At 70.0% G+C, this 24,575-nt stretch carries 18 protein-coding genes and 6 pseudogenes; 14 read left to right on the top strand and 10 right to left on the bottom strand.

Going from position 1 to position 24,575, the window contains the following annotated elements:
* Positions 1–24: 24 nt before the first annotated feature.
* Together ABD357_RS39560 and ABD357_RS39555 are read left to right on the top strand one after the other, a co-directional pair.
* Positions 25–987, top strand: a complete 963-nt coding sequence (locus ABD357_RS39560; protein WP_344396234.1) for a sugar phosphate isomerase/epimerase family protein — start codon at positions 25–27, stop codon at positions 985–987.
* Positions 988–1,136: 149 nt separating this feature from the next.
* Positions 1,137–1,382: pseudogene (locus ABD357_RS39555) on the top strand (transposase); the annotation flags it as partial.
* Positions 1,383–1,542: 160 nt separating this feature from the next.
* Here ABD357_RS39555 and ABD357_RS39550 read toward each other — a convergent pair.
* Positions 1,543–2,466 carry a helix-turn-helix domain-containing protein gene (locus ABD357_RS39550; RefSeq protein WP_344396232.1) on the bottom strand — a complete coding sequence of 308 codons (924 nt, stop codon included), beginning with the start codon at positions 2,464–2,466 and terminating at the stop codon, positions 1,543–1,545.
* A 173-nt stretch (positions 2,467–2,639) separates the two neighbouring features.
* Here ABD357_RS39550 and ABD357_RS39545 point away from each other — a divergent pair, with 173 nt between their 5' ends.
* The 3 genes and pseudogenes from ABD357_RS39545 (at position 2,640) to ABD357_RS39530 (ending at position 7,059) form a co-directional block, all read left to right on the top strand.
* A complete protein-coding gene (locus tag ABD357_RS39545; protein WP_344396231.1) occupies positions 2,640–3,986 on the top strand; it encodes an aldehyde dehydrogenase family protein in 1,347 nt (448 codons plus the stop codon).
* Between the two features lie 553 nt (positions 3,987–4,539).
* Positions 4,540–5,604: pseudogene (locus ABD357_RS39535) on the top strand (alkene reductase); the annotation flags it as partial.
* A gap of 366 nt (positions 5,605–5,970) precedes the next feature.
* Entirely contained in the window at positions 5,971–7,059 is a 1,089-nt protein-coding gene (locus ABD357_RS39530) for an alkene reductase (protein WP_344396230.1), read from the top strand.
* 2 nt (positions 7,060–7,061) lie between these two features.
* Here the strand turns inward: ABD357_RS39530 and ABD357_RS39525 are convergent.
* From ABD357_RS39525 to ABD357_RS39510, 4 genes and pseudogenes are all read right to left on the bottom strand, one after another.
* A pseudogene (locus tag ABD357_RS39525) lies at positions 7,062–7,373 on the bottom strand (Tat pathway signal sequence domain protein); the annotation flags it as partial.
* A complete protein-coding gene (locus tag ABD357_RS39520) occupies positions 7,370–7,666 on the bottom strand; it encodes a glycoside hydrolase family 88 protein (protein ID WP_344396276.1) in 297 nt (98 codons plus the stop codon). The pseudogene ABD357_RS39525 and the gene ABD357_RS39520, both read right to left, overlap by 4 nt.
* A 517-nt stretch (positions 7,667–8,183) precedes the next feature.
* Complete coding sequence (locus ABD357_RS44975) at positions 8,184–8,387, bottom strand: hypothetical protein (protein ID WP_425585195.1); 204 nt, start codon at positions 8,385–8,387, stop codon at positions 8,184–8,186.
* Positions 8,388–8,528: 141 nt separating this feature from the next.
* A complete protein-coding gene (locus tag ABD357_RS39510; RefSeq protein ID WP_344396229.1) occupies positions 8,529–8,669 on the bottom strand; it encodes a pyrroloquinoline quinone precursor peptide PqqA in 141 nt (46 codons plus the stop codon).
* Between the two features lie 253 nt (positions 8,670–8,922).
* Between ABD357_RS39510 and ABD357_RS39505 the strand changes: the two are divergent.
* Both ABD357_RS39505 and ABD357_RS39500 read left to right on the top strand, forming a co-directional pair.
* Positions 8,923–9,163 (top strand): annotated as a pseudogene (locus ABD357_RS39505) (aldo/keto reductase); the annotation flags it as partial.
* 369 nt (positions 9,164–9,532) lie between these two features.
* Positions 9,533–10,252: a glycoside hydrolase family 75 protein gene (locus ABD357_RS39500; RefSeq protein WP_344396227.1), complete on the top strand. Its 720-nt coding sequence runs from the start codon at positions 9,533–9,535 to the stop codon at positions 10,250–10,252.
* A 146-nt stretch (positions 10,253–10,398) separates the two neighbouring features.
* Here ABD357_RS39500 and ABD357_RS39495 read toward each other — a convergent pair.
* From ABD357_RS39495 to ABD357_RS39480, 4 genes and pseudogenes are all read right to left on the bottom strand, one after another.
* Positions 10,399–10,644: pseudogene (locus ABD357_RS39495) on the bottom strand (pilin); the annotation flags it as partial.
* A gap of 8 nt (positions 10,645–10,652) precedes the next feature.
* A pseudogene (locus ABD357_RS39490) lies at positions 10,653–10,778 on the bottom strand (IS982 family transposase); the annotation flags it as partial.
* 80 nt (positions 10,779–10,858) lie between these two features.
* Positions 10,859–11,254 (bottom strand): hypothetical protein, encoded by a 396-nt coding sequence (locus ABD357_RS39485; protein WP_344396226.1) that lies wholly within the window; start codon positions 11,252–11,254, stop codon positions 10,859–10,861.
* Positions 11,244–11,723 carry a cupredoxin domain-containing protein gene (locus ABD357_RS39480; RefSeq protein ID WP_344396225.1) on the bottom strand — a complete coding sequence of 160 codons (480 nt, stop codon included), beginning with the start codon at positions 11,721–11,723 and terminating at the stop codon, positions 11,244–11,246. The genes ABD357_RS39485 and ABD357_RS39480 overlap by 11 nt, the downstream gene beginning before the upstream one ends.
* A 154-nt stretch (positions 11,724–11,877) precedes the next feature.
* On the opposite strand from ABD357_RS39480, the gene ABD357_RS39475 reads away from it, so the two are divergent.
* Together ABD357_RS39475 and ABD357_RS39470 are read left to right on the top strand one after the other, a co-directional pair.
* Positions 11,878–12,459, top strand: a complete 582-nt coding sequence (locus tag ABD357_RS39475) for an RNA polymerase sigma factor (protein WP_344396224.1) — start codon at positions 11,878–11,880, stop codon at positions 12,457–12,459.
* Positions 12,452–13,252 carry a zf-HC2 domain-containing protein gene (locus ABD357_RS39470; protein WP_344396223.1) on the top strand — a complete coding sequence of 267 codons (801 nt, stop codon included), beginning with the start codon at positions 12,452–12,454 and terminating at the stop codon, positions 13,250–13,252. Before ABD357_RS39475 ends, ABD357_RS39470 begins: the two co-directional genes overlap by 8 nt.
* A 309-nt stretch (positions 13,253–13,561) precedes the next feature.
* On the opposite strand, the gene ABD357_RS39465 is transcribed toward ABD357_RS39470, so the two are convergent.
* A complete protein-coding gene (locus tag ABD357_RS39465; protein WP_344396222.1) occupies positions 13,562–15,007 on the bottom strand; it encodes an ATP-binding protein in 1,446 nt (481 codons plus the stop codon).
* 149 nt (positions 15,008–15,156) lie between these two features.
* Between ABD357_RS39465 and ABD357_RS39460 the strand changes: the two genes are divergently transcribed.
* The 5 genes from ABD357_RS39460 to ABD357_RS39440 are packed head-to-tail and all read left to right on the top strand — an operon-like array spanning position 15,157 to position 23,996.
* Entirely contained in the window at positions 15,157–15,279 is a 123-nt protein-coding gene (locus ABD357_RS39460) for a hypothetical protein (RefSeq protein ID WP_344396282.1), read from the top strand.
* 59 nt (positions 15,280–15,338) lie between these two features.
* Positions 15,339–17,027 (top strand): TIGR02677 family protein, encoded by a 1,689-nt coding sequence (locus tag ABD357_RS39455; protein WP_344396221.1) that lies wholly within the window; start codon positions 15,339–15,341, stop codon positions 17,025–17,027.
* Positions 17,027–18,421, top strand: a complete 1,395-nt coding sequence (locus ABD357_RS39450; RefSeq protein ID WP_344396220.1) for a TIGR02678 family protein — start codon at positions 17,027–17,029, stop codon at positions 18,419–18,421. Before ABD357_RS39455 ends, ABD357_RS39450 begins: the two co-directional genes overlap by 1 nt.
* The gene (locus tag ABD357_RS39445) at positions 18,418–22,665 is read left to right on the top strand and encodes a TIGR02680 family protein (RefSeq protein ID WP_344396219.1); all 4,248 of its coding nucleotides are present in this window, start codon (positions 18,418–18,420) and stop codon (positions 22,663–22,665) included. The genes ABD357_RS39450 and ABD357_RS39445 overlap by 4 nt, the downstream gene beginning before the upstream one ends.
* On the top strand, positions 22,662–23,996 hold the full coding sequence (locus tag ABD357_RS39440; protein WP_344396218.1) for a TIGR02679 family protein: 1,335 nt from the start codon (positions 22,662–22,664) through the stop codon (positions 23,994–23,996). The genes ABD357_RS39445 and ABD357_RS39440 overlap by 4 nt, the downstream gene beginning before the upstream one ends.
* Positions 23,997–24,575 lie beyond the last annotated feature (579 nt).

Genomic DNA, 24,575 nt, shown 5'->3' with positions numbered 1-24,575 from the left:
ACCACACCGCAGACGGGACGCATCATGAAGATCGGTCTGAACACCGACAGCGTCGGGCACCTCACGCTCGACGAGACCCTGGACCTGGCCGCCGAACTAGGCCTGGACCACGTGGAGTTCGCCACCGGCGCTTGGTCCACCGCCCCGCACATCGACATCGACCGGCTTCTCGACAGCGACGGCGCGCGCCGCGAACTGCTGGCCAAGGTCGCCGACCGAGGGCTCACGATCAGCGCCCTCACCTGCTCAGGCAACCCCCTGCACCCCGGGCCCAGCGGCCGCGAGCACGACCAGGTCGCGCGCAGGACGATCGCTCTCGCCCCGCTCCTCGGCGTCGACCGCGTGGTGATGATGTCCGGGCTGCCGGGCGGGCCGGGCGACGCCAACCCCAACTGGATCACGGTCTCCTGGCCGCCGGAGACCACACAGATCCTCGACTGGCAATGGACCGAGGTCGTACTCCCGTACTGGCGAGACCTCGTCGCCCACTCCCGTGACCGGGGCGTACCCAAGCTCGCTCTGGAGATGCACGCCCACCAGGCGGTCTACAACGTCCCCACCCTCCTGCGCCTGCGGGAGGAGGTCGGGCCCGTGGTCGGGGCCAACTTCGACCCCAGCCACCTGATGTGGATGGGCGCCGACCCGCTCGCCGCCATCGAGATCCTGGGCGAGGCGATCTACCACGTCCACGCCAAGGACACCCGGCTGGAACCCTCCCGCCAGGCGCTGACCAGCAGGCTGGAGACGCTGCCGGTCATGGCCGCCAAGGAACGCTCCTGGAACTACGTCACCCTCGGCTACGGCCACGACGACGCGTTCTGGCGCGCTTTCTGCCTCGCCCTGCGCCGAGCCGGCTACGACGACGTCCTGAGCATCGAGCACGAGGACGTTCTTGTGGCCCCCGTCGAGGGCGTCACCAAAACCGTCGACCTCCTAGGTCGCGTCGCCCTGCGCGAACCCAGCTCCTACAAGCCCCAGGAGATCTGAGCGGACGTCAAGTCCGATCTTCCTCGGTTCGTGATCGCTCGATCGAGGTACTGATCGTCGGGCAGGCCATCTGCTGGGCATGTGCATGCAGAGATGCGGGCATGGAGCGAGAGCCGTACCCCAGCGACTTGGCGGACGAGCAGTAGGCGTTGATCGAGCCGATGATCACGGCCTGGAAACAGGACCGGGTGGCACGGTCAGCGACTGGAGATCCCGGATCCTGCGATCTGCGGGAGATCGTGAACGCGATCTTCTACCAGAACCGGACGGGCTGCCAGTGGCGTTACCTCCCGCATGATCTGCCGTCCTGGTCGGCGGTGTTCTACTACTTCGGCCTGTGGCGCCAGGACGGGCTCGACCAGCGGATCTCCGAACTCCTGCGCTGCCAGGTGCGTCGCGCGGCGGCACATGTACCGCCAGGCTGAGCCACCGCGGCCCCAGGCACGCCCGCGCCACCCGGGCCGTCCTGAATCCGACACCCCCCGGAGGCGTCTGGCGTGCGAAAGGACGCGGGGTGTGGCGCCCAGCCGACTACCGGTGATCAAGGGGAGTTGATCAAGCCGTGCGTGCCGACGACGTGTCCGTTCCCGCCCGGGTCGCATCCGCGCCCCAGTTGGCCAGCAGTCGCAGAGCCTCCGCCGACGGGGAGTTCGGTTCGGCGTGGTAGGTCACCAACATCTGCTCGTGGGCGTCGGCCTGGTGGAACGACTCGAGGCGGAGATCGAGTTCGCCGACGAGCGGGTGGTGCAGGCGCTGGATACCGTGGCACCTCTCCTTGACGTCGTGGGTGGCCCACAGCCGCCTGAACTCTTCGCTCTTCACGGAGAGTTCGCCCACCAGCGCGGACAGCCGAGGGTCGTCCGGATGGGAGCCGGCGTCCATGCGCAGCTGAGAGACGACGTCGCTCGCTTTGTGCTCCCAGTCCACGAACAGGTCGCGGTACTCGGGCCGCAGGAACACCAGCCGCGCCCAGTTCTGCTCCCTCGCCGGCAGCTCGGCCCAGTCGCCGAAGACCGCCGCGGCCATCCGGTTCCAGGCGAGGATGTCCGAGCGCCGCCCCACGAGGATCGCCGGAACACCGTCCATGGTGTCCAGCAGCGTCCGCAGGGGACCCCGCACCTGCTGGGCGCGGCTGGCCGGCTTCTTCTTCTGCTGCTTCGGTTTCGCCAGGTGCGTGAGGTGGGCGTGCTCGGCGTCGCTCAGTCTGAGCGCGCGGGCGATGGCGTCGAGGACCTCCGCCGACACGTGCCGTCCGTTGCCCTGCTCCAGCCGCGTGTAGTACGCCACCGACACCCCGGCCAGCTGCGCCAGCTCCTCGCGGCGCAGCCCCGGCACCCGCCGGTACCGCCCGTAGTCCGGCAGCCCCACGTCCTCCGGCTTCAGCCGGGCGCGTCGGGTGCGCAGGAACTCACTGAGCTCGGCACGCGGGTCCAGAGCGCCGGCGGCGAGCTCGTGCACCGGTTCGGGGTATTCGTCCATGCCTCGAGTATCCACGGTCGCACGCACACCATCCTGACCCAACCAGTGGTAGGCACAGCGCACGTACGCAAAGCCGTGACCTGGGTGGATGCCGGATCGTCCAGCACGCTGGCCACTGTGCCCGGCTGGAAGACGGCCGGGGCGTGGCCTGGATCAAGAACGGAGTACATCCCATGAGCGCAACACACGGGATCGAGTCGAGGACGCACCAGAGCGAGACGGCTGCGGAGGTGGTGGGCCGCCTTCGTGCGACGTTCAACACCGGTGTCACCCGCCCACTGGACTGGCGCGTCGACCAGCTGCAGCGGCTGCGGGCCCTGCTGGTGGAGAACGAGCAGGAGCTGCTCGATGCGCTCTGGGCGGATCTGAGGAAGAACGCCGCCGAGGCGAAAATGCAGGAGATCGACTTCACCGTCGCCGACATCGACGAGGCACTGGCGAACCTCGAGAGCTGGCTTGAGCCCCGCCCGGTGGAGGTTCCTGCCCACTTCGGTCCCACGACCACGGCGTACACCACGTACGACCCGCTCGGGGTCGTCCTGGTGATCGCTCCGTGGAATTTCCCGCTGCACCTTCTCATCGACCCCATCATCGGCGCGCTGGCCGCCGGGAACACCGTGGTGGCCAAGCCGAGCGAGATGTCCGTGCACACCTCGGCGGTGGCTTCCCGCCTGCTGCGCCAGTACTTCGACGCCGACGTGCTCACCGTCGTCGAGGGCGGCGCCGAGGAGACCACGGCCCTGCTGGCACAGCGTTTCGACCACATCTTCTACACCGGTAACGGCACGGTCGGCCGGATCGTCATGGCCGCGGCAGCCAAGAACCTCACCCCGGTCACCCTCGAACTCGGGGGCAAGTCGCCGGTCTTCGTGGCGCCTGATGCCGACGTGGACGAGACCGCGCAGCGGCTGGTCGGCGCCAAGTTCGGCAACGCCGGACAGCAGTGCATCGCCCCCGACTACGTGCTGGCTGATCCTGCCACCGCCGCCGCACTGGTTCCCGCCCTGCGCGCGGCGGTCGACGCCCAGTTCGGGACCACTCCGCAGACTTCTGCCGGCTTCGGCCGGATCATCAACGAGCGGCATTTCGACCGGCTCACCCGTCTGCTGGATTCCGGCCAGGTGGCGGTGGGAGGCCAGCACGACCGTGACGACCTGTTCATCGCACCGACCGTGCTGACCGATCTCGACCCCGCGTCACCGGTCATGCAGGAGGAGATCTTCGGCCCGATCCTCGCCGTCGTCGAAGTCGAAGACCTCGATGCCGCCATCGCCTTCATCAACGAACGCGACAAGCCACTCGCGCTGTACGCCTTCACCACGTCCGAGGACACCAAGTCACGCCTGGTGAACGAGACGTCCTCCGGCGGCGTCGCCTGGGGCCAGCCGGTGATGCAGCTGCTCATGCCGGGACTGCCTTTCGGTGGCGTCGGCGAAAGCGGCATGGGCCGCTACCACGGCCGCTACTCCCTGGAGACGTTCAGCCATCTCAAGGCCGTCGCGGACGTCCCGCTCAACTAGGCCCGCGCCTGCGTGGAGCAGGCTGTCCGAGGGGCGATCGGCCGGCGGAAGTGCCTCAGGCCGGTGAGGATGAGGAGCGCTGAGATCGCTGTTCCCGCCACCGCCGGAAGCGCGTTCCAGGTGAAGCCGTGTATCGGTCCTCTTCGCGGGGGCGCGTCGAGGGAGTCGGTCGCGGCGCGGCCTGCAGGCACCGGTCCGTACCGACTCCGGCGGCGGCACCCATGACTTCGTCGCCTGGCTGACTGCTGATCGTGCGCAAGGAGCGAACGCCCGTACTCCGGCGGGCAGTTGCGCTTGACCGGCGTCGACGCCGACGGCATGCGGCTCTCACCGCGTTCGCCGCCAACACCACGCACACCCCGATCGCGGTCATGGAACCGCGTCACCGTCAGCGGGCCCGCGCCTGCCCGAGGACCTCATCCGCGCCTCCGCCGGGACAGCGTGGACCCCCTGCGTCGCAGACCTTCATCCCGTTTTCCTCCGTATTGCAGAAAGAAAGAAACCCATGACTGTCAACATTTCAGACGTTTAGCCTGTTTCATCGCTTTTCTCCCCCGTCTCCCTCGGGAAGATCGAGCTCGCCAACCGCATCGTCATGGCACCGCTGACCCGGGTCCGGGCCGGTTCCTCCGGCATTCCCGGGGACCTGATGGTCGAGTACTACCGGCAGCGGGCGAGCGTCGGAATGATCATCACCGAGGGCACCTACCCCGACCACGCGTCGCAGGGGTATGTCGGTGAGCCGGGCATCGCCACCGACGAGCAGGCGGCCGGCTGGCAGCGGGTGTTCGAGGCGGTGCACGCCGAGGGCGGCCGTATCGTCCTGCAGATCATGCACGCCGGCCGCGGCACCCACCCCGACATCAACGGCGGCCGCCGCATCCTCGCCCCCAGCGCGATCGCCATCGACAATAAGACGTTCACCGAGAAGGGCGAGCAGCCCTACCCCGTACCGGAAGCGATGACCACCGCAGAGATCCGGGCAGCCCTGGAGGACTTCGTCGCCGCGGCCCGCCGGGCCATCGAGGCGGGAGCGGACGGCGTGGAAATCCACGGCGCCAACGGCTACCTGCTCCAGGAGTTCCTCTCCCCGGCGGCCAACCAGCGCACCGATGGATACGGCGGCTCGCCGCAGAACCGCGCCCGCTTCGTCGTCGAGGTCGTCACGGCGGTCGCCCAGGCCGTCGGTGCCGAGCGGGTCGGGCTGCGGATCTCGCCGGAGGTCGACCTCGGGGACGTCTTCGAGACCGACCGGGACGACGTCCTGGCCACCTACGGCACCCTGGTGGACCAACTGCGCCCGCTGGGCCTGGCCTACCTCTCCATGCTGCACGGCGATCCGGGCGGCGACCTTGTACAGGAGCTGCGGCGGCGCTTCGACGGCAAGCTGATCGTCAACAGCGGCCCCTTCGGGGGGCAGACCACCCGCGAGCAGGCGCTCCAGCAGATCGAGGCCGACCACGCCGACGCCGTGGTCGTGGGCCGGGCCCTCATCGCCAACCCCGACCTGGTCGAGCGCTGGCAGGGTGGCCACCCGGAGAACGAACCGCGGCCGGAACTGTTCTACGGGCCGGGCGCCGAGGGCTACACCGACTACCCCTTCCTCGAAGCGGCTTGAGGCCCACGGTCACGCCTGTCCATGCGGCAGCCCCACTCACACATGGACAGGCGCCCGACCGGCGACACTGTGCCCGCCCCTTTGAGCCCGCGGTCACACCGGCGATCACCGGCTCGAGGACCGTCGGGTCCGTCAGGGCGTTGACGGTCCGCAAGTTCCTGGTCAGCAGCCTGCGTTCGGTGACCTCGGCGAGCACATCGCTCTCATGCGTGGCCACCGCGGCGGCCTTCGGCCACAGCTGACGCCTATGACTGTTTTCCGGCGGCGGCCCACCCTGGCCTTGCCGATCACCAGTTCCCCGACACCCCGCAGGACCGTGCCGCCGCCTGCCTCTTTCACCCGAACCATTCTTCGAAGGAAGCTGCCATGACCACCGCATTCGACCCGATCGACCTGGGCGGCAAGACGCTCGCCAACCGCATCGCGATGGCACCGATGACCCGCAGCCGCGCCGACGCTCCCGCAGCCACGGCGACGGAGCTGATGGCCACCTATTACGCCCAGCGCGCGAGCGCCGGCCTGATCATCACCGAGGGCATACAGCCGTCGGCCGGCGGCCAGGGCTACACCAACACCCCCGGCCTGCACTCCGCCCAGCAGGTCGACGCCTGGCGGAAGGTGACCGACGCCGTCCACGCCCAGGGCGGCACGATCTTCGCGCAGCTGATGCACACCGGCCGGATCAGCCACCCCAGCCTGCTGCCCGACGGACTCATCCCCGTCGCGCCCTCCTCCGTCGCGGCGGCGGGCCAGGTGTTCACCTACCAGGGCCCCCAGGACTACGTCACGCCGAAGGAACTGGACCAGGACGACATCACCCGGACGATCGCCGACTACGCCGACGCCGCGCGCAACGCGATCGCCGCCGGTTTCGACGGCGTGGAGATCCACGGGGCGAACGGCTACCTGATCCACCAGTTCCTCGCCCCCAACACCAATGTGCGCACCGACAGCTGGGGAGGTGGCGCCGCGAACCGGGCCCGCTTCGGCATCGAGGTCGCCACGGCCATCGCGGAGGCGATCGGCGGCCACCGGACCGGCTTCCGCATCTCCCCCGGCAACCCCTACAACGACATCGCCGAGACCGACCCGGCGGACGTGCTGGAGACCTACGCCACCCTGATCGCCGGTCTCGCCCGGCTGGACCTCGCCTACCTGCACCTGGTCGAGAGCCCGGACCGCGTCCTGACCGCCCGGCTGCGCAAGGACTGGCCGACGGAGTTCATCCTCAACCCCTTCACCCACCCCGAGACCACCGGCCCCGGCGCACTCGCCCACATCGAGGACGGCACCGCGGACATCATCGCCTTCGGCGCGCTGTTCCTGGCCAACCCCGACTTGCCCGCCCGCCTCACAGCCGGCGGCCCCTACAACACCCCCGACGCGGGCACCTTCTACGGCGGCGACCACCGCGGCTACACCGACTACCCGACGCTGCCCGCCGACAACGCGTGACCTGAAGAGACGCCGTTGCGCAGGCCGGTGACCTCGTGGCGCTGGCGGTCGGTCGAGGTGTCGCGGTCGACGGTGTGCATGTTGAAGCGCCAGTTGTCGCCGGTGGCGAAGATGTGCGGGGACCCGGCGGGGTGCGAGTCGGCTCGGTCGTCCTCGATGGTCTCGAAGGCGCCGAGCTTGTCGCTGCTCGCCGACGGTGCCCACTTCTGCTGCCAGGAGGCGGCGTATGCGGTGGTGGCAGGCAGGCCACCGACCGCGGCTCCTGCGCCGGCGCCGAGCGCCGCGCCCAGCAGAGTCCTTCGGGATGTGCTCATGGCTGACTCACCTCGTCCTGAGTGGGTTGGTTCCGAACTCGTGTTCTGAGCTGCTCGTTCATGATCAGAAAGGCGCCGAGGCCGTGGAAATCGTTGGTCTCCCGGGGCCGGGCGATGTAGAAGGCGTAGTCGCCGACGTTGGTGCCGATGGAGATGTCCGTGAGGTTGGTGCGCCCGTCGGAGCCGAGCGAGATCTTGGCGAGGACGCCCTCGTAACCGCGCTGGGCGACGGACTTGTAGTGCGCGTCGAGGTAGCCCTGCTGGGCGCCGCGCGAGAGGGCGTAGGTGAACATGCTGGAGCAGGAGGTCTCGGTCCAGTTGTCGCTCGATAGCGCGCGTCGTGCGTGCGCCGGTAGGTGAGGTACTGGCCGTAGAGATACAGGCCGACGGGGTACGACCAGCCGCCGATGGTCCTCGGCGTATAGCGGGCCGTCGTCGAGTCGACCATGGCGACGGACCAGTCGGTGGCGGCGGCCGGTCGCGCGACCGCCGTGTGCTCCAGGGGAGTTGCCGGGGCGGTCGCGGCGACCGTCAGCAGCCCGGCGGTGGCGAGCACGCCCGCCGTCAGCGCGGCGCTCAGACGTCTCATGATCCTCCCTCTCAATAGGGTCGACATCAAACGGGTCGACAGCACGGGTAGTGGCGTTCGAAGGCGGCGATGCAGTGCGCATCAGGCCGGGAGCCGACAACTCGGTGAGCGCGGCGGCGACGGCGTCCAGTCCCGGGCTCAGGCGGCAGAAGCTCACCTGACCCCCGACCGCGAGCCGTACGCCGGGCAGCGCCCGGGACGCGTCCAACAGCCGGTGCGGGTCAGGCCGGCGGCCTCGCCGGGCCGCAGCCAGCGCTCGATGCCGCCCTCGCCGTCCCGCACCCCGCCGTGGTCCTGGATCCGGCGCAGGCGCGGCGCAGCGCCGGGCCGTCGAACTCGGCCAGGATCAGGGCGTCCTTGACGGGGATGTGCCGCTGGTGGTGGAAGCGGTTGGCGATCCAGCGGCGCAGCTCGTCACTCTTCAACTCCCCCCGGTGCATCCGGAGGTTGAAGGGATGCCGGTCGTGGTGAAGCTCCTCGGCGCCGGCGCGGCCGCTCGGTGAACTCGGGGGTCCGCCAAGGGGCCGCGGCGCCGTCGTCGCGCACGGACGTTGCGGGCACGCTCGTTACCGGTCGCTGAGCGCGTAGGCGGTGACCTCCAAGGCGGTCTCCACGACGAGATGCCCGGGTGTCTCCCAGACCATGTCCTCCGATGTCTCCTGAATGATTCGTTCCGTGTGCTGGGTGTCGTACGCCGCCTCGTTCATGTGTGCGTACCCGCTTTCCCGAGAGGTGGGGGTTGTGGGGCCCGAAGAGGTCCCAGGCAGGAGCCTGGTGTTCACATGTGCGCACTGGGTTCAGCAGCGTGCAATAGGGTTCCGGTATGAGCGGACGCGGTCAATGGTCCGGACCGATAAGGTCGGATCCATTTCTGGCCAATCTCCGGCCCGCACCCCACAATCCATAGCAAACCCACCGGTCAGGAATGCATCACGGCCCGTGATCTTTGACGATGGGAGTAACAAGGCGGAGGGGCGCGTCGCCACCGCACTGGAGGCCGGGTAACCGCAGTATCGACACAGTGGCGATCTACGGCAACGAAGAGGGCGCCGGCGGGCGATCGCCGCCTCCGGCGTAGTCCACAATGACCTCTTCGCCATAACCAATCTCTGGAACAGCAGCAGCGACCAGGGTTACGGCTCCACACTGCGCGCCTTCGGCGCGCCCCTGGAGATACCTGGACCTCGAGTACCTGGACCTCGAGTTTCGCCCGCATCCATCGACCTGTCCGGTGCCGACGCCGGTCGAGGACGAGACCCCAACGTGGGACGCAGGGAGGAGAGTTGGCGGCGGGCCTCCCGCGAGCGCCGCGGGTACGCCCTCTGCGTGCGCCGGAGCCTGCGGGGACGGTCGGGGCACTGCGCAGCTTCCTCGCCACGGTTCGGTCAAGGTTCCGCCGAGTACCCGCGTGCCAGGCCTGCCATACGTCCCTGTGAGCTGGCGCTTCTTGGTCCAGACAAATAAACCGGACAAAATGGACTCGCCGGAAGGGTCTTGACGCGGTCACGGGGGCGGTCCACCTTGTACGCACCCGGTAAGGAAACTTTCCTAACAGAAGGGTCTCCCCACAGTGCGCTATCGAACACTGACCCTCACCGCAGCCGCCGGCGCCACACTCCTCGCCGCCGCCGCGCTCCCGGCGAACGCCTCCGGCCTGTACTCGGGTTCCGCCTCGGACACCGCCAACCCCACGTCGGCGCAGGAGGGTTCGGTCAGCGCGGCCGACCTGCTCGCCAAGGTGACGTCCTGTTCACAGATCTCCAACAGCAAGTACAAGACCGACGACGATTCCTCGGCCTCCATCCCGGTGTGCGGCAAGAACGGCGCCGTCTTCTGGAAGGCCGACATGGACATCGACTGCGACGGACAGCGCACTTCCAAGTGCAACGAGGACACCGACCCCTGGTACCAGGACGACACCGCGTTCCACCAGTCGGACGGCAAGCCGCTCAGGGCCGACTCGCTGCCGTACGTCGTCGTGCCCAGCTCCAGCAACATCTGGAACTACAGCTCCGCGGGCATCAAGGGCGGCGCGGTCGTCGCGGTGATCTACAACAACCAGGTCCAATACGCGGTCGTCGGCGACACCGGACCCACGAAGATCATCGGCGAGGCCTCGTACGCCACCGCAAAGGCACTCGGCATCAATCCGGACCCGGAGAACGGCGGCACCGACGACGGCGTCACGTACATCCTGTTCAAGAACTCGAAGGTCACCCCGATAGAGAGCCACAGCGCGGCCGTGACGCTCGGCGAGGAGCTGGCCAAGGAGTTCATCCGGAACAACTAGGTGCGTACAAAGGCCAGGTGCGTACAAAGGTTCCGGCCCGGCACCGCGCGTCCCACGGGCCGGGCGGTGCCGGGCCGGCGGGACCAGGGCCAGGACGGCCAGGGCGAACAGCAAGGGCATGGCGTGGGCGAGACGCCTTGTGCAGGTCACTGCCCGCCCCCGCCGTCGTCCGCGCCGACGATGCCCTGCAGCACGGTCACGAACACCGGGGCCAGGATCGCCAGCCCGTAGCCGATGGCTGCGGCCTTCAACGCCCGCTTGGCGGCCTCGACTTCCCCCGGATCGCCGCCGGCCATCAGATAGCGCAGCCCGCCGAAGGTCAGGAACAGGCTGGCCAGTCCGGCAAGGATGCCAACGACCCAGTTCCGCAGATTCGTGATGACGGTCGGGAGTCCGCGACCGCCCCCTTCAGTTGCGGAGCGATCCCGACGGCCGGACGCCAGGGCGCCAGATGCGGTGATGCCTTCAGCAGGTCGTCGGTCTTCACATAGAGTGCGGTCGCGAGGGAGTCCAACTCTGTCTTCACATACTGACGTTGGGCTCCCTCCCGTTATGCGCGCAGCCGATCGATCATCTAGGACCGCGCAGCGGCCGGAAACTCATCGGTCACATCCGTCCGCGTCTGCTCAGCAAGGCCAGCGCCACCAACAGAACGCACCCTGCGGCTTCGACGGCGAGGGTGGGCTTGACCAGGTTCGCGTCGAGAGTCTCCTGGAACCCGAAGAGACCGGAGGTGAGGCTGACGATCAGGGCCACCAGTGTGCCGGCCGCGAAGAGCGCTCCCAGCGTCGCGAGGACGGGCAGGAGACGGGTGGGTGTGATCAGCAGCGACAACGCGAGCAGCCCGGCCCCGATCGCGTTGAGCAGGAACAGCGTGCCGATCGTGTCCAGATATCGGTAGCCGTCGTACCAGAGGTGGAGGTGGATCGCGCCCATGGCCACGACCGTTCCCGCCGCGGCCAGCCGGAGGGCGATGAGCGCGACCGTGCGCTCAGTAGCCATTGCCGTCGGTCGTGTTGGTGCCGCTGCCCGTTGAGGCGCTGCCGCCCACGGTGAGCTCGGTCTTCATGCCCAGGTCCTTGTGGCCGTCGACAGGGCAGTAGACCTGGTACTTGCCGTCCTTCAGCGAGACGGTGAGGTTCGCCGACTCCCCGGGGGCCAGCGTCCGCGTCTTCTGTTCCGTTCCGGAGCCCTCGATCTCCATGGAGTGGTCGTGATGGCCGTCGTTCTTGACGACGAAGGTGTAGGCACCCGCCTTCAACGTCTTCTCGGACAGCTGCATCTTGAAGTCGACCAGCTTCACGTCCACCTGGGTGGTTCCCGCCTTGCCACTCTTTTCCGGGGCTGACGGTGACGAGCCGCCACCGTTGCCGTTTCCGCCCCCGCACGCCACGAGGATGCCCGCCAGTGCCCCGGCGGTCAGCCCGGGCCCGACGTTCCTGCGCACGAACGTCATGAGCGTCGTCGTCATGTCTCGGCCCTCCATGAGAAATCGTTCCTGCCCAGAGATACGGACGGACCGCGCCAGGGGATTTCCGGCAAGCGGGACCAAGCGGGAGAATGGGGCTGTGGTCCCGCGTGGAACTGGGGGAATCCGTTCGGCGAGGTTCGCCGTATCCACTGGTATGCGGAGATTGGGCCTACCACTCGGACGGCTCTCGGACGAGGCGCTGCTGGCGGGAATGGCGGCCGGCGCCCCGGAGATCGCCCTCGCGTTCGTCCGCCGGTTCCAGCGCATGGTCTTCGGTATCGCCATCGCTGTCGTCGGCGACCCCCAGCTCGCCGAGGACATCGCCCAGCAGACCTTCGAAAGGGCTTGGCGTCATGCGCAGGTCTACGACTCCCGGCGTGGATCGGTGAAGACCTGGCTGGGGACCATCACGCACAACCTGGCGATCGACGCCGTCCGCGCGCGCAAGGCGACCCCGGTCTCCTCCGAGGACCTCGACACACTGCTCGGCATCGTGACCCGGACGCCCGAACAGTGGGCACTGGCCGATGAGGCGGCATCCCGGATACGGGCCGCAGTGGCGGGCCTACCGCGCGAGCAGGCGCGGGCCGCGGTCATGGCCGGGATCTACGGGATGACCGCACGGCAGATCTCCGAGTTCGAAGGGATCCCCCTGGGCACGGCGAAGACACGGATCAGGACGGCGATGGGGAAACTGCGGACGGTTCTGGAACCCGAGCGAGCCGATCATGACTGACAGGGGCTGCGAGTGGCTGAGGGCCGTCGCCGACGAGCTGGCTCTGGGTATCCTCCCCGGTCAGGAGCGCGCCGAGGCCATCGCCCACCTGGACGGCTGCCCCACCTGCCGGGAGCACGTCGAGCAGCTGACGCTCGTCGGAGACGGACTGCTCTCTCTCCTGCCGGGCAGCGAGCCGCCCGCCGGCTTCGAGACACGGGTGACGGACGGGCTGGGCCTGAACCGGCCGGTGCGACGGCGGCGACCACGGGCCGGCGTGGCGGTCGCGGCCGCCGCCGCGATCGCCCTCGGGTTCGGCTTCGGTGGCTGGGCCGTCGGAACGGCCATCGAGGGAGCGTCGGCTCCCTCCTCGCGGAGTTCGCAGCCCCCCGGCTCGGAGCACGGCCTGCTCACAGCGTCTCTGCTGGCCCACGACCACCGCCCGGTGGGCCGGATCTTCGCCTATACCGCATCTCCGGGCTGGGTCTACATGTCGGTCCACCTCGGCCGGGCCGGGTCCGCATCCGACTCCCAGGCCGGGGACGGGTCCGGATCCGACTTCCAGGCCGGAGACGAGTCCGAGGCCGCAGGCTCGCGCGACGGATACCCGGAGGCCGGAAAGGTCAGCTGCCGACTGGAGCGTACGGACGGCACGTCGGTCCACATCGGGGAGTTCTCCCTCGACGACGCCGGCCGGGGTTACTGGGGAGCACCCACGCGTGTCGACCCGGACACGGTGTCCGGTGCCCGGCTGCTTGCCGCGGACGGCTCCGTACTGGCAACGGCCCACTTCGACGCACGGCAGAACCCGTGACCGCAGATCACCCCTCATGCCCGGTCCGGTTCGGTCCCCTCGCATCATGGGTGCTGCCTTGTAGGTGTTGCCATATGAGCGCTGCTTCGCGGACGGGCGCTACTGCGCAGGCATGAGGCAGGACGGGAAACGTAAGTAGCCATCAAAGTAGCCGTGGAGCGGGCCATCCTGCATGTTTACGCAGGTGATAGCGCTGTAGTGACTCTCCCCGGCGTACAGCCCGACTCGTCTGCCGTTTCATATTTTTGCAGGTCAAAGCTCTGTTTCAGATCCGCTGATGCGCCTTCTGCCTACCAGTGGGCGCGCGCGTCACGCAGTGGAACCCCAGCCCTCCATCAGTTGCGCGGGCTCGTACGCCGCCGCCAGGCCGTCCACCGTGAACCCGGAGCGCGACACCGCGATCAGCGGTGTGTCCTCGTCCGCGCCGGGTACGGCCAGGGCGTCTCGTGCGAGCGTGGCCAGGGCCCGGCGGTCGAAGGAGCCGCGCTCGTGCCACTTGATCGAGCCGACGAACCCGATCTCGCGCGCGGGCGACCGGTCTGCCCCCACCAAGTCCACTTCGGGATTGTTCGTACGAGGCCACCAGCCGCCTACTTCCCGTACCTGCGGCCAGGTGTCGTCGGGGAGCAGCCGGGCCAGGGACTCCCGCACGACGGGTTCGATCGCCCGCCCGCGCCATGAGGTCCATCCGCGTTCGATGGCTTCGATGACGATCCGGCTGCGCCCTCGCTCGATCTCCGGGATCCCCTGCTCCAGGAAGGCGAGCCAGAAACGGAGGTAGGGATCGGCGACTCGGTAACGGCGGTCGCGGTCTCCGGGGCGGGTGGAGAGAGGGGTGTCTACGGCGACGAGTCGTTTGCCGGCGAGGGTGCGCAGGGCGGGGTTCAGCGAGCCGGGTGGGAGGGGGCGGTCGGCAGCCCCGGCTTTCGCGGCGATCGTCCCGAAGGTCCGCTCGCCGCTGCCGATCACGGAAAGCACGTGCCTGGCCTGGAGGGCAGTGGGGAACTCGGCGGCCAGTGCCCGCTCGGCCGAGACGAGGAGGGGCGAGGTGGGGTCGTCGAGTGCGCGGGCGAGGAAGTCGGTGCGGCTCTCGCCTTCCTGCCACTCCTGGCAGATGAGTGGGAGGCCGCCGGTGATCAGATGGGCGTCGAAGGCCTCCGCGGCCGGGAGCCCGGTCATCGCCATGACCTCGGCGGGCGAGAGGGGCGCCAGCACCATCTCGACCCCGCGCTGGTGGAAGGGGCGGCCGTAGGCGGAGAGCTGTTCCATCATCGCCAGGTCACTGCCGATGAGGATGAGCAGCACGGGCTTGTGGCTCAGTACCCGGTCCCACACGGTCTGCAGGGTGCCCTCCAGGACCGGGTCGCCTTCGATCATCCAGGGCAGCTCGTCCAGGACGACGACGCTGGGGGTGTCGTCGGGGAGTACCGCGGCGAGCTGGCGAAGGGCGGTGTCCCAGTCGGCCACGCTGTTGACGCCTGCGAGGAGGGCGGTGTCGGGGAGCTTCGAGTGCCGGACCTCGGCGAGGAGGCGGGCTCGCTCTCGCTGGGCGTCCTCGCCGCGGGTGGCCTGGTGGACGACGTACGGTACCTGGGCGCGCTCGCAGAACAAGTCCACCAGGCGCGACTTGCCGACCCGGCGCCGACCGCGGAGCAGCAGGGCCCGGCCGCGCTGATCGCCGCGACCCTCGCACACCCAGGCGAGGTGGCGGTTCAGCGCGGTCAGCTCGGAATTGCGGCCTACGAAGCCTGGCATGGTTCACCTCTGTTCACCCGTGCATTGCTCGTGCTCTGCATACTCAAGTGAACCATAGTATGGAGAATGCGAGTAACTGACCAATTGCCATGTGTGACGAGGGGAGGGGGTGCCCTGCAGTATGGAGAGCAGGCGGAGGCAGGTCGGTGATGCCGCGCAGCCGTGGTGCCGGGCGCACCGGCGTGCATCGTGACGTCAAGCCCGGCAACGTCATGCTCGGCGCCGAGGGCCGTGTGATGCTCACCGACTTCGCCGGGCCGGCGTCCGCATGAGCGGTCGGTTTTCGCCGACTTCCTCCGGAGTGTCAGTGGGGGTCCGTACGCTCGGCGGTGTGAAGGGGGACGAATTGCACGAAGAACTGCCCGATGATCTGCCGAACGAGGGGAGCGGCACCGACGCCTGGCAGCGGCTGAGCGCGTACGCCTATCTCAGTGCACCCGAGCGCCTGGAGTACGTCGCGGTGATGCGGGTGTTCTGCGGGACCCTGCTCGCGGACCTGGCCGTACCCGACGTGCTCGCCAAGCTGGCCCAGGCGGGCCTCCCGGGCAACCCTGGCGACCCGGGCGCCCCAGGGGCGGCGCTCGACGCCGAGACACTCACCGCCCGGCTCGAACAGCTCGTGCGCTGGGGCAATCTGCTGCGCAGCACGCACACCGTCACGGCGAGCAGCATCGCCGAGTACCAGCGCTCCCGGTCCCGCTACCAGCTGTCCAAGCTGGGAGAGCGCGTGCAGCGCGACGCGGATGAGGTGCTGGCCGGAGCGGACGCCGCGCGCGAGGTCAGCAGCGAGCTGCTCACGCTTGTCGACCGGGGCCTGCGCGACATCGCCGCCATGGCCGCCGCGCCGGGTGGCGCGGATCCACAGCAGGCGCTGGAGCGGATCAGCACGCTCTTCGTGCAGTTCGCCGAATTCGCCGAGTCGGTACGGGACTTCTACGCCTACTTGGGCCAGGTGCTCGCCCGCTACGACCTCGACGGAGCCGAGTACCAGGGGTTCAAGGAGCTGCTGCTCGACTATGTGGAGGCGATCACTGAAGACGTGTCCTTCCGCGCACCGCGCATCGCCGCACACCTGCGGGCGATCTGGCCCCACCTGCCCGCAGTGCTGAGCCGCATCGACGCACACGCGGCAGGCCTTGGAGCACTGTCTGGAGCGCTCTCCGACGCGTTGCCTCAGACGCGCGTGCAGCGCAGCCGGGGACGGGACCTGGCCGACTGGGAGGGGCTGCGCGACTGGTTCGCCGACAGCGACGGGCACGGCAGCCAGGTGGACCAGCTCCGGGACGCTACCCTGCGCGCCCTGCAGTCGCTGCTCGCCAATGCCAAGCGGATGCTGCGCTCGGCGTCCGGGGAGATGTCCCGCCGTAAGGACCTGCTCAGGCTCGCGGCCTGGTTCGACGCCGCCGAGCCCGAGGAGGCCCACGACATCGCGGTCGCCGCCTTCGGGCTGTACGGAGCGCGGCATATGGGGGTGGCGCCGGATCCCGACCAGACCGTACCGGCGTACGTGAGCTGGTGGACCGGACCCGTCGTGGACGTACCGGTGGCGTTGCGCGAGCGCGGCAGTCGGGCCCCGCGCGGGCGGTCCGCTGCGGTGGAGGACCATGGCGAGCAGAAGCGCCGCCTCATGGAGCAGGCACGCGAGCAGGCCGCTGCCCGCCAGGCCGCGGCGGCCGAACTGCGCAGCGCCTCCGGCCGGTTCGACCAGGTCAGGCTGGGGTCCGCCGCCATGCGCCTGCTGCTGGAACTCCTCACCACCGCCCTCGGCAACGCCCAGCTGCACAAGGGCGATAAGGGCGATAAGGGCGACGGGGGCGACAGTGACTTTCTCCTCGACGGTGCGCAGGCCGGCGACGCGGACCTGGGCATCAAGCTCACCGCGTGGCGCACTCCGGGCAGGCACACACTCCTGCGTTCCGTGGACGGTGACCTGACGGCGGACGACCTCACCCTGGTCGTCGAGAGTGCCGCAGTGTCCGCTGCCGGGGAGACTCCCGCCGCCGAGGAGGCGAGCGCCTGATGGCCCTGCCCTCCGCGCACGACGTGGCACTCGCCGCCGAACGCCACACCGCCGCCCGCCTGCTGCTGGCCCACCCCCTGGTCACCAGCAACGGCCCGTACAGCGACACCTTCCCGCTGATCCGGCGCCACGCCGACTGGCTCGCCCAGCGCTTCCAGCAGGTGTTCGGCTACCGGCTCCTCGTCGAGGCGTCGTACGCCCGCCTGTTCAAGGCGGGTCTCGGCCCCGGCTCGGGCCACCGCCTGGAGCGACCGTCCACCGGCACACCGTTCACTCCACGGACGTACGCCTACTTGGCTCTCGCGCTCTCGGTCCTTGTCACCGCCCCGGAACAGCTCCTGCTCTCCCAACTCGTCGCCGACCTGAGGGCCGCGGCCGTGGACGCCGGGGTCGAGGTCAGCGACACCGGGCGGCAGGCGGAGCGTCGCACGCTCGCCGCCGCGCTGCGGCAACTCGTCGACTGGGGCGTCCTCGCGGAGACCGAGGGGCATGTCTCGGCCGTCGCCGAGGAGCGGGGCGGCGAGGCGCTGCTGACCGTGGACCGCGAGATCGCCCGCTCGGTCGTCGCCGGGCCGCTGGCCCAGAGCCGCGACGGAGCGGATCTCGTACGCCGCGCCGCCGACCCCGGTTTCGGCGGCCCGCGTACGTACGTCCGCAGGCGCCTCGTCGAAACCCCCGTCGTCCACCTCGACGACCTCACCGGCGCCGAGCGCGAATGGCTGCGGACCCGGCAGCGGCGCGAGTCCCAGGCCTTCTCCGAACTGCTGGGCCTGGAGGCCGAGATCCGCGCCGAGGGCATCGCCCTGGTCGACCCGGACGGCGAACTCACCGACCTGCACCTGCCCGGCACCGGCACGGTGGCCCAGGCCGCGCTGCTGCTGGTGGGGCGGCTGGTCGACCGATTGCACCCGGAGGATCCGGGCCACCCCGCGGTCGGCGGACGGCTGGTCATCGGCGTCCCCGTCCCGGACGGGCTGCTGCCAGAACTGCTCGACGAGCTGATCGAGGAGTACGGCCGGCGCAGCAACTGGCGGCGCGGCCTTTTGGAGGACCGGGACGGGCTGCTCGCCGCTGTCCTCGACCTCCTGGTCCGCATGCGTCTGATGGCGCCCGCCGGCCCGGTGCGCGCCGACGGCCACGGCCTGCCCGAGGGGTACGAGGACGCCGCGCCCGACGGCCGGTCCGTCACGGACGTCTCGGACGCCCGAGGGCAGGACGGTACGGGCGGCTGGGTGCTGCTTGCCGCGGCCGCACGGTTCGCCACCAAGGTGGCCCTCAAGTCGCGTACCGGTACCGAACAGACCGCAGCAGATCACGTCACCGAACAGTCCACAGCGGACAACACCGACCATGTCACCGACGTCGACCACGTCACTGAGGAGCCGCCCCGGTGAACCGCCCCCCATCCCCGCACCGTTACCGCCTGCACCGCGCCGGCATCCGGAACGTCTGGCAGTACGACGAGCAGGAGTTCTCCTTCGGAGACGGCCGCCTGCTGCTGCGCGGCAAGAACGGCGCGGGCAAGTCCAAGGCCCTGGAGATGCTGCTTCCGTACCTCCTCGACGGGGACGCCCGCGCCCTGGACGCCACCGGAACGGGCCGGACCACGCTCCTCTGGCTGATGCTCGACGGCTTCGAACAGACCAACCGACTGGGCTACCTGTGGGTGGAGTTCGTGCGGACGGACGAGGAGGGGGACGACCACCACCTCACCCTCGGCGCGGCCATCCGTGCCTCCCAGTCGACCAGGACGGCCAAGCCGTTCTTCTTCGTCACCCCGCTGCGGGTGGGCGAGGACCTGCATCTGGCACCCGCCGGCCAGCCGCTCCCCGTGGACCAGCTCAAGTCGCTCGTCGGTGCTGAGAATGTCACCGACCGCGCAGTGGAGCACCGGGCCCGGGTCGCCCGCCACCTGTTCGGCCTCACCGACCCCGCGCGCTACCGCAACCTGCTCCACCTGCTGCACCGCCTGCGCCGCCCCACCATCGGCGACCGCATCGACTCCGGCGGACTGGTCTCCGTCCTCGCGGAGACGCTGCCCGCGCTCGACGACGAGATCGTGGACAAGGTGGCCCGCAACCTCGACGACCTGGACGCCGTACGGACCGACCTCGGGCGCCTGGAGCGGACCGACGAGGCGCTGCGGACCTTCCTCACCGGTTACCGCGGCTACCTGCACGGGGCGCTGCGCCGCCGGGCCGATGGGGTGAGCGGCGAACTGGAACGGCTGACGGAGCACCGACGTGCGGCTGCCGAGGCTGCGGAGAAAGCGGCGGAGCTCCGCACGAGTGAGGAAGAACTCGCCGCTCGCCTCGGTGTCCTCAGGGCGGAGTCGGAGGCAGCCGAGACGGATCTCGCCGCCCTGCACGACAGCGCCGCCTACCGCAGCCTCCAGGAACTGGCGGAGAAGCGCGCCACTGTGACCGCGCTGCACAGCGCGGCGGCGACCGCCTTCAAAGCCCTGCGCCAGGCCCACAGCACCCAGGAAGAGGTTGGACGGCGTCTCACCGACGAGGCAGGAAGGCTCGGCGAGGAGTTGGTCGAGCTCGGCACGGCGCACGGCGAGTTGCTGCGGGAGGCGGAGCGGTCCGGGCTCGACCCGGTGCACCTGGGAGAGCCCGCGGAGGTCCGCGTCACCCCGGTCGCGGCCGCGGCGGCGGCCGAACTGACGGCCCCCGACGGCGACTTCCACTTCGTCCGCCACAGCGAGGTGCTGGCCGTCGACACGGAGGCCTGCGCCGACGCGCTGCACGTCTGGGACACCCAACTGGACGCCGCGGGGCCGGTGATCAGGAACCGCGCCCGAGCCGTGACGGAACTGGTCGCGCTCATGGAGAAGTCGCGCCAGGCCCAGCGAGAGGCGTACGAGGCCGATGCCGCACGGGAGCGCCTGGAGGAGCAGGCGGAAGAGGCACGTTCGCGGGCCGGACGCCGCCGGGAGGAGACGGCGCGCGAGGGGGAGGCGTACTCCGATGCCGTCCGGGCCTGGACCGAACGGCTGCAGAGCTTCACCGGCGTGTCCCTCGATGCCGTACGCGACCTGACCGCTCACGACCCGGCGGACGGGCCGCTGCCTGCCCATGCCCCCGACGAGGTGGCCGACACCGCCCGGTCGGCCGTCGACCCGTGGCTGGCGGAACTGGGCGAACAGCGTGACGCGCGCGCCGTGGCGATCCGCGAGCTGGCCGCCGAACAGGACCGCCTGCGGCGTGAGCGGAACGACTGGGAACGCCGCACCGACCCCGAGCCCACGCCCCCGCCTCACCGCTCAGCGCCCCGCACGCAGGGCACCGGCGCGCCCCTGTACCGGCTCGTGGACTTCGCCGAGGACGTGGAGCCGGCCGCCCGGGCAGGCCTCGAAGCGGCACTCGAATCGAGCGGCCTGCTCGACGCCTGGGTGTGCGCCGATGGCACCGTCCTGGACCCGGCCACGCGGGACACCCTCCTCGGCCCCGCCGCCACGCCGCCTTCAGGGCACACGCTTGCCGAGGTGCTGCGCCCGGTCGTGGCGCCGGACAGCGGGGTGAGGACCGAGCAGGTCGAAAGAGTGCTGCGGGCGGTGGCTCTGGTGACGGAGGGAGTCACGGGCACGACGGGGGCCATGGGCGCGACGGCGGACTCCGCGATCGGCACCGACGGCTCCTGGAAGTTGGGCGTCGCCCACGGTCGTCACACCAAGGAGACCGCCGAGTACGTCGGCGCCGAGGTGCGCGCCGAGACCCGCCGCCGGGCCCTGGCCGAACTCGACCGGCAACTCACCGACGTACAGGAGAAGCTGACCGAGCAGGAGAGCAACCTGCGCATCCTGACGGAGCACCGCACGAAGGTGGCCGACACCTTGAGCCACCCGCCCACAGCACGCCGGCTGACCGACGCATGGGCCCGCGCGGCCGAGGCCGAGCGCACCGAACAGATGGCGGCCGGCAAGGCGTCCGCAGCCGCCCGCGAGGCGGAGCAGGCGCGCGTCCACGCGGTCGCCGCCCGACGTGAGACCGAGGCGGCAGCAAGCGCGAACGACCTCCCGGTCGACCCCACCGCACTCGACTCCGTACGTCTCGCCCTGGACCGCCTCGGCACGGGCACCGAACGACTGCGCCGACGGCTGCGCGCGGTCGCCTCCTCCGCCGACGGTCACCGCCAGGGCCGGGAAGGCTACGAGCGCGCTCTGGCGTCCTGTCGGGAAGCGGAGTCCGACTACGCCGAGCCGCTCGCCCGCCTGGATGCCGCCCGCCGCACGGTCCGGGGCCTGGAGGAGGCCCTGGGGGCGTCGGAGCAGGAGATCCTCGCCCGCGAGGACGAGGCGAAGCGCCGCATGGAGGCGGTACGGCGCCAACTTCCCGGCGTCCAGCGGGACATGAGCGCCGCGCACGACGAACGCGTACGCGCGGAGGAGGACGAGAGGGTACGGCACGAGGCGCTGGCCACGCAGGAGGGCGAGGTGATCGCGAGCGGCAGGCGACTGCGTACGGCGCTGTCCTTGCCGGGCGTGAGCAGGGGCGCGGCACTCGACATTCCGGCGGAGGGAAAGTCGAATACGGCGGACATGGCGGACAGGCCAGGCACGGCGGACAGGGCGGATTCCACGGATGACGATGCGCGGGACCGTACGGCACGGGACCGTACAAAGTCGCTGCGCCGACTGGTCGGGGCCGTACGGAGCGGCCTTGACGCCGAGCGACGCGACATCTCGGACACCACCCTCCTCAACCGGCACACGGAGCTGCGCGACCAGCTCTCCGGAGGCTACGACGCCACGCTCGAGGAACACGACGGCATCAAGGTCTGCCGCCTCGTCGACGACCACGGGCCGGCCGACATCGCCGTGGTGGGCGAGCGCATCGCAGCCCAGGCAGCCGAGGCCCGCGAACGGCTGACGGAACGCGAGCGTGAGGTGTTCCAGCGGTTCCTGACGGGAGAACTGGGCGATCATCTGTCCTCCCAGGTCCTGGCAGCAGGCGCCCTGGTGGCTGCACTGAACGTCACCTTGTCCACGGTCCGTACGTCACACGGCTTGGGCGTCACGCTCGACTGGAAGCTGGCCGACGGCGTCGAGGCCGACGTCAAGGCGGCCGTCGACCTCCTGCGCAGCCCCTCGGGCCTGCGCACCCGCGAACAGTCCGAGCAACTCCGCGACGTGCTCCAGCGCCGCATCGAGGACGCCCGCCGCGCCGCCCCGGGCGCGGGCTATGCGGCCCACCTGCGTACAGCCCTCGACTACCGCGACTGGTTCACCTTCACCCCCTGGGTCGTGAACGACGCCGCCCCCGGCAGCCGCCGCAAACTATCGGGCCGCACGGGTCTCAGTCAGGGCGAGCAACGTGTCCTTTCCTACCTGGTCCTCTTCGCCGCCGCGGCCGCCCACTTCACGAGCCTCGCGGAAACGGCCCCGCACGCACCCCGGCTGATCCTGCTCGACGATGCATTCGCCAAGGTCGACGAGCCCACCCACGCACGCCTCGGCCGCATCCTGGTCGACCTGGACCTGGACTTCGTCCTCACCAGCGAACGCCTGATCGGCAACTGGCCCGAGGTGCCGTCGCTGCACATCTACGAGTGCCTGCGCGACCCGCACGTGCGAGGCGTGGCCACTCTGCACTACACGTGGAACGGGCGGCAGCGGCGGCTGGTGTCGGTATGACGAGACGGGACGCACCCGGGGCGCCCCCGGACGCCGACGCCCTGGCGTTCCTCACTCGCCCAGGTCTCACCCGCCTCTGGACGGCCGTACGGGCGCGCCTGGAACGCAACGGCCTCCAGCCGACCGGCACGGTCAGGCTCCAGAACCTGGACGCACAGGAGTGCGAGGCCCTGTCCCTCCTCCTCGCGAAACCGCTCACGGCCCCCAACGCCACGATCCGCCTGGCGGATCTGGACACCCGCCTGCGCGCCAGCGCGGTCGGCCGAGGCCTGGCCGCGACGTTGGCGGAACTGGGCCCACCCCTGACCGACCGCCGCGCGGCCCGCGAGGCGACGGCAGCCGAACGCACCCGCCTGTGGTCCACGGCAGAAGAGACTCTGACTGCCACGCCGCTTGGCGATCAGCCCTGGTCCCGACAATGGCTGGAGGAGATACGACGAAGCGGCACGCTCACCCGCCAGTCGTCCCGCCGGCCATCCGATCATTCGTCCCAGACGGCGCTCACCACCGTCACCCAGGCCATCCAGACCCTCGCCACCCTTTTCCCCGGCACGGGGCCCGACTCCACACCCACACCCACCCCCGCCACCTGGGGCCGTGGCGAACTGGCCACACGCACCACGGGCTCGGCCCACGGCCTGGACGACGGCACGCTGCTGGCCCGCCTGGTCCTGCGCGGCATCGCGCTGGCCCAGGACGTCGAGTTCCCGACCGACGCCCCGAGTCGCCGCGCGTTGTGGCGCCGGGCCTCGGTCACCCCGGACGAGGTCTCCAGCACGGTCCTGACCTACGGTCTGCGCCCGACGGGCGGCACTTGGCAGGAGACGGCCCTCCGCGAACGCGCCGACCACCACCTGGAGACGCACCTGACGCTGCGCGAACTACGCACGGTGCGCCTGGAGTTGACCCCGCGCACCCGCATCCACGTCTGCGAGAATCCGCGCATTGTGGAGGCCGCGGCGGACGCCGGCTGCACCGCACCGTTGATCTGCACCTCGGGCAGCGCGACGACGGTCGTCCTCACCCTCCTGGACGCCTTGGCCGCGACCGGCTGTGCTTTCGCCTACCACGGAGACTTCGACTGGGCGGGCATCGCCCTGGCCAACCGCGTCATGCAGCGGTACGAGGCGACGACTCCTTGGCGTATGAATGCGGCCGACTACGAGTACCTCATAACCCGCTCTCAGGTGCACGGCACCCCGCAGCTCTCCCTCACCGGCGCTCCGGTCGTGGCCATGTGGGACCGTGAACTGACGCCGCTGATGCAGGCGTTGGGCATCGCCCTGCACGAGGAAGGTGCTCTGGACCTGCTGCTGGAAGACCTCGGATGAACCAGAAGGCCTGCGCACCGCCCAGAAACGCAAGCGGATCCTGCTTCGCCTGATGGATGAGCACGGCTGGGAGTCGGACGGCACCACGGCGACTTACGCGACGCCCCATGTCGCCGTGCACGCGATGTGCACGGCGTCTGGTCACGGGGAACGTCCGCGCAGGTCACAGGCAATTTCCACGGTTCACACCGCTATCCCCGGCGTACAGCCCGACTCGTCTGCCACTCAGGGTCCCTGATCAGCGAAAATGCTGTTCAAGGGCCCTTTTTCGCAGACCAGGGGACTGGATAAGACCCTGTTCCCCACCGGTTCAAACGGGGTCGCACGGCCACGTACGTAGCCACGAAAGCAGCCATGAAGGCCCGCTGGTTGCGTTGCCGTGGGCGAACGGCTGGGCAGCGGGCCCGGTGACGCAAGGGTGCCGAGGCATGCGACGTGGCTGGGACGAACCCGCTGCCCCGGCAGCGCAGTTGCCCCGCACCCGCGCCGAACGACCGCGGGTGTCTTCGGGCCTGGGCAAGGTGCAACCAGAACTCACCGTACCTGCGGCCAGGTGTCGTCGGGGAGCAGCCGGGCCAA

Source organism: Streptomyces vastus, from assembly GCF_039532825.1.
Classification (GTDB): Bacteria; Actinomycetota; Actinomycetes; order Streptomycetales; family Streptomycetaceae; genus Streptomyces; species Streptomyces vastus.
Note: the sequence above shows the minus strand (reverse complement) of the source record. Positions and strands in the feature narration are given on the sequence as shown.

Excerpts from the sequence above, each read along its gene's own strand:
- ABD357_RS39560 (WP_344396234.1), top strand. The coding sequence starts at position 25 with ATGAAGATCGGTCTGAACACCGACAGCGTCGGGCACCTCACGCTCGAC.
- ABD357_RS39550 (WP_344396232.1), bottom strand. The coding sequence starts at position 2,466 with ATGGACGAATACCCCGAACCGGTGCACGAGCTCGCCGCCGGCGCTCTG.
- ABD357_RS39545 (WP_344396231.1), top strand. The coding sequence starts at position 2,640 with ATGAGCGCAACACACGGGATCGAGTCGAGGACGCACCAGAGCGAGACG.
- ABD357_RS39530 (WP_344396230.1), top strand. The coding sequence starts at position 5,971 with ATGACCACCGCATTCGACCCGATCGACCTGGGCGGCAAGACGCTCGCC.
- ABD357_RS39520 (WP_344396276.1), bottom strand. The coding sequence starts at position 7,666 with ATGTTCACCTACGCCCTCTCGCGCGGCGCCCAGCAGGGCTACCTCGAC.
- ABD357_RS39510 (WP_344396229.1), bottom strand. The coding sequence starts at position 8,669 with ATGAACGAGGCGGCGTACGACACCCAGCACACGGAACGAATCATTCAG.
- ABD357_RS39485 (WP_344396226.1), bottom strand. The coding sequence starts at position 11,254 with ATGGCTACTGAGCGCACGGTCGCGCTCATCGCCCTCCGGCTGGCCGCG.
- ABD357_RS39480 (WP_344396225.1), bottom strand. The coding sequence starts at position 11,723 with ATGACGACGACGCTCATGACGTTCGTGCGCAGGAACGTCGGGCCCGGG.
- ABD357_RS39475 (WP_344396224.1), top strand. The coding sequence starts at position 11,878 with ATGCGGAGATTGGGCCTACCACTCGGACGGCTCTCGGACGAGGCGCTG.
- ABD357_RS39470 (WP_344396223.1), top strand. The coding sequence starts at position 12,452 with ATGACTGACAGGGGCTGCGAGTGGCTGAGGGCCGTCGCCGACGAGCTG.
- ABD357_RS39465 (WP_344396222.1), bottom strand. The coding sequence starts at position 15,007 with ATGCCAGGCTTCGTAGGCCGCAATTCCGAGCTGACCGCGCTGAACCGC.
- ABD357_RS39460 (WP_344396282.1), top strand. The coding sequence starts at position 15,157 with ATGCCGCGCAGCCGTGGTGCCGGGCGCACCGGCGTGCATCGTGACGTC.
- ABD357_RS39450 (WP_344396220.1), top strand. The coding sequence starts at position 17,027 with ATGGCCCTGCCCTCCGCGCACGACGTGGCACTCGCCGCCGAACGCCAC.
- ABD357_RS39440 (WP_344396218.1), top strand. The coding sequence starts at position 22,662 with ATGACGAGACGGGACGCACCCGGGGCGCCCCCGGACGCCGACGCCCTG.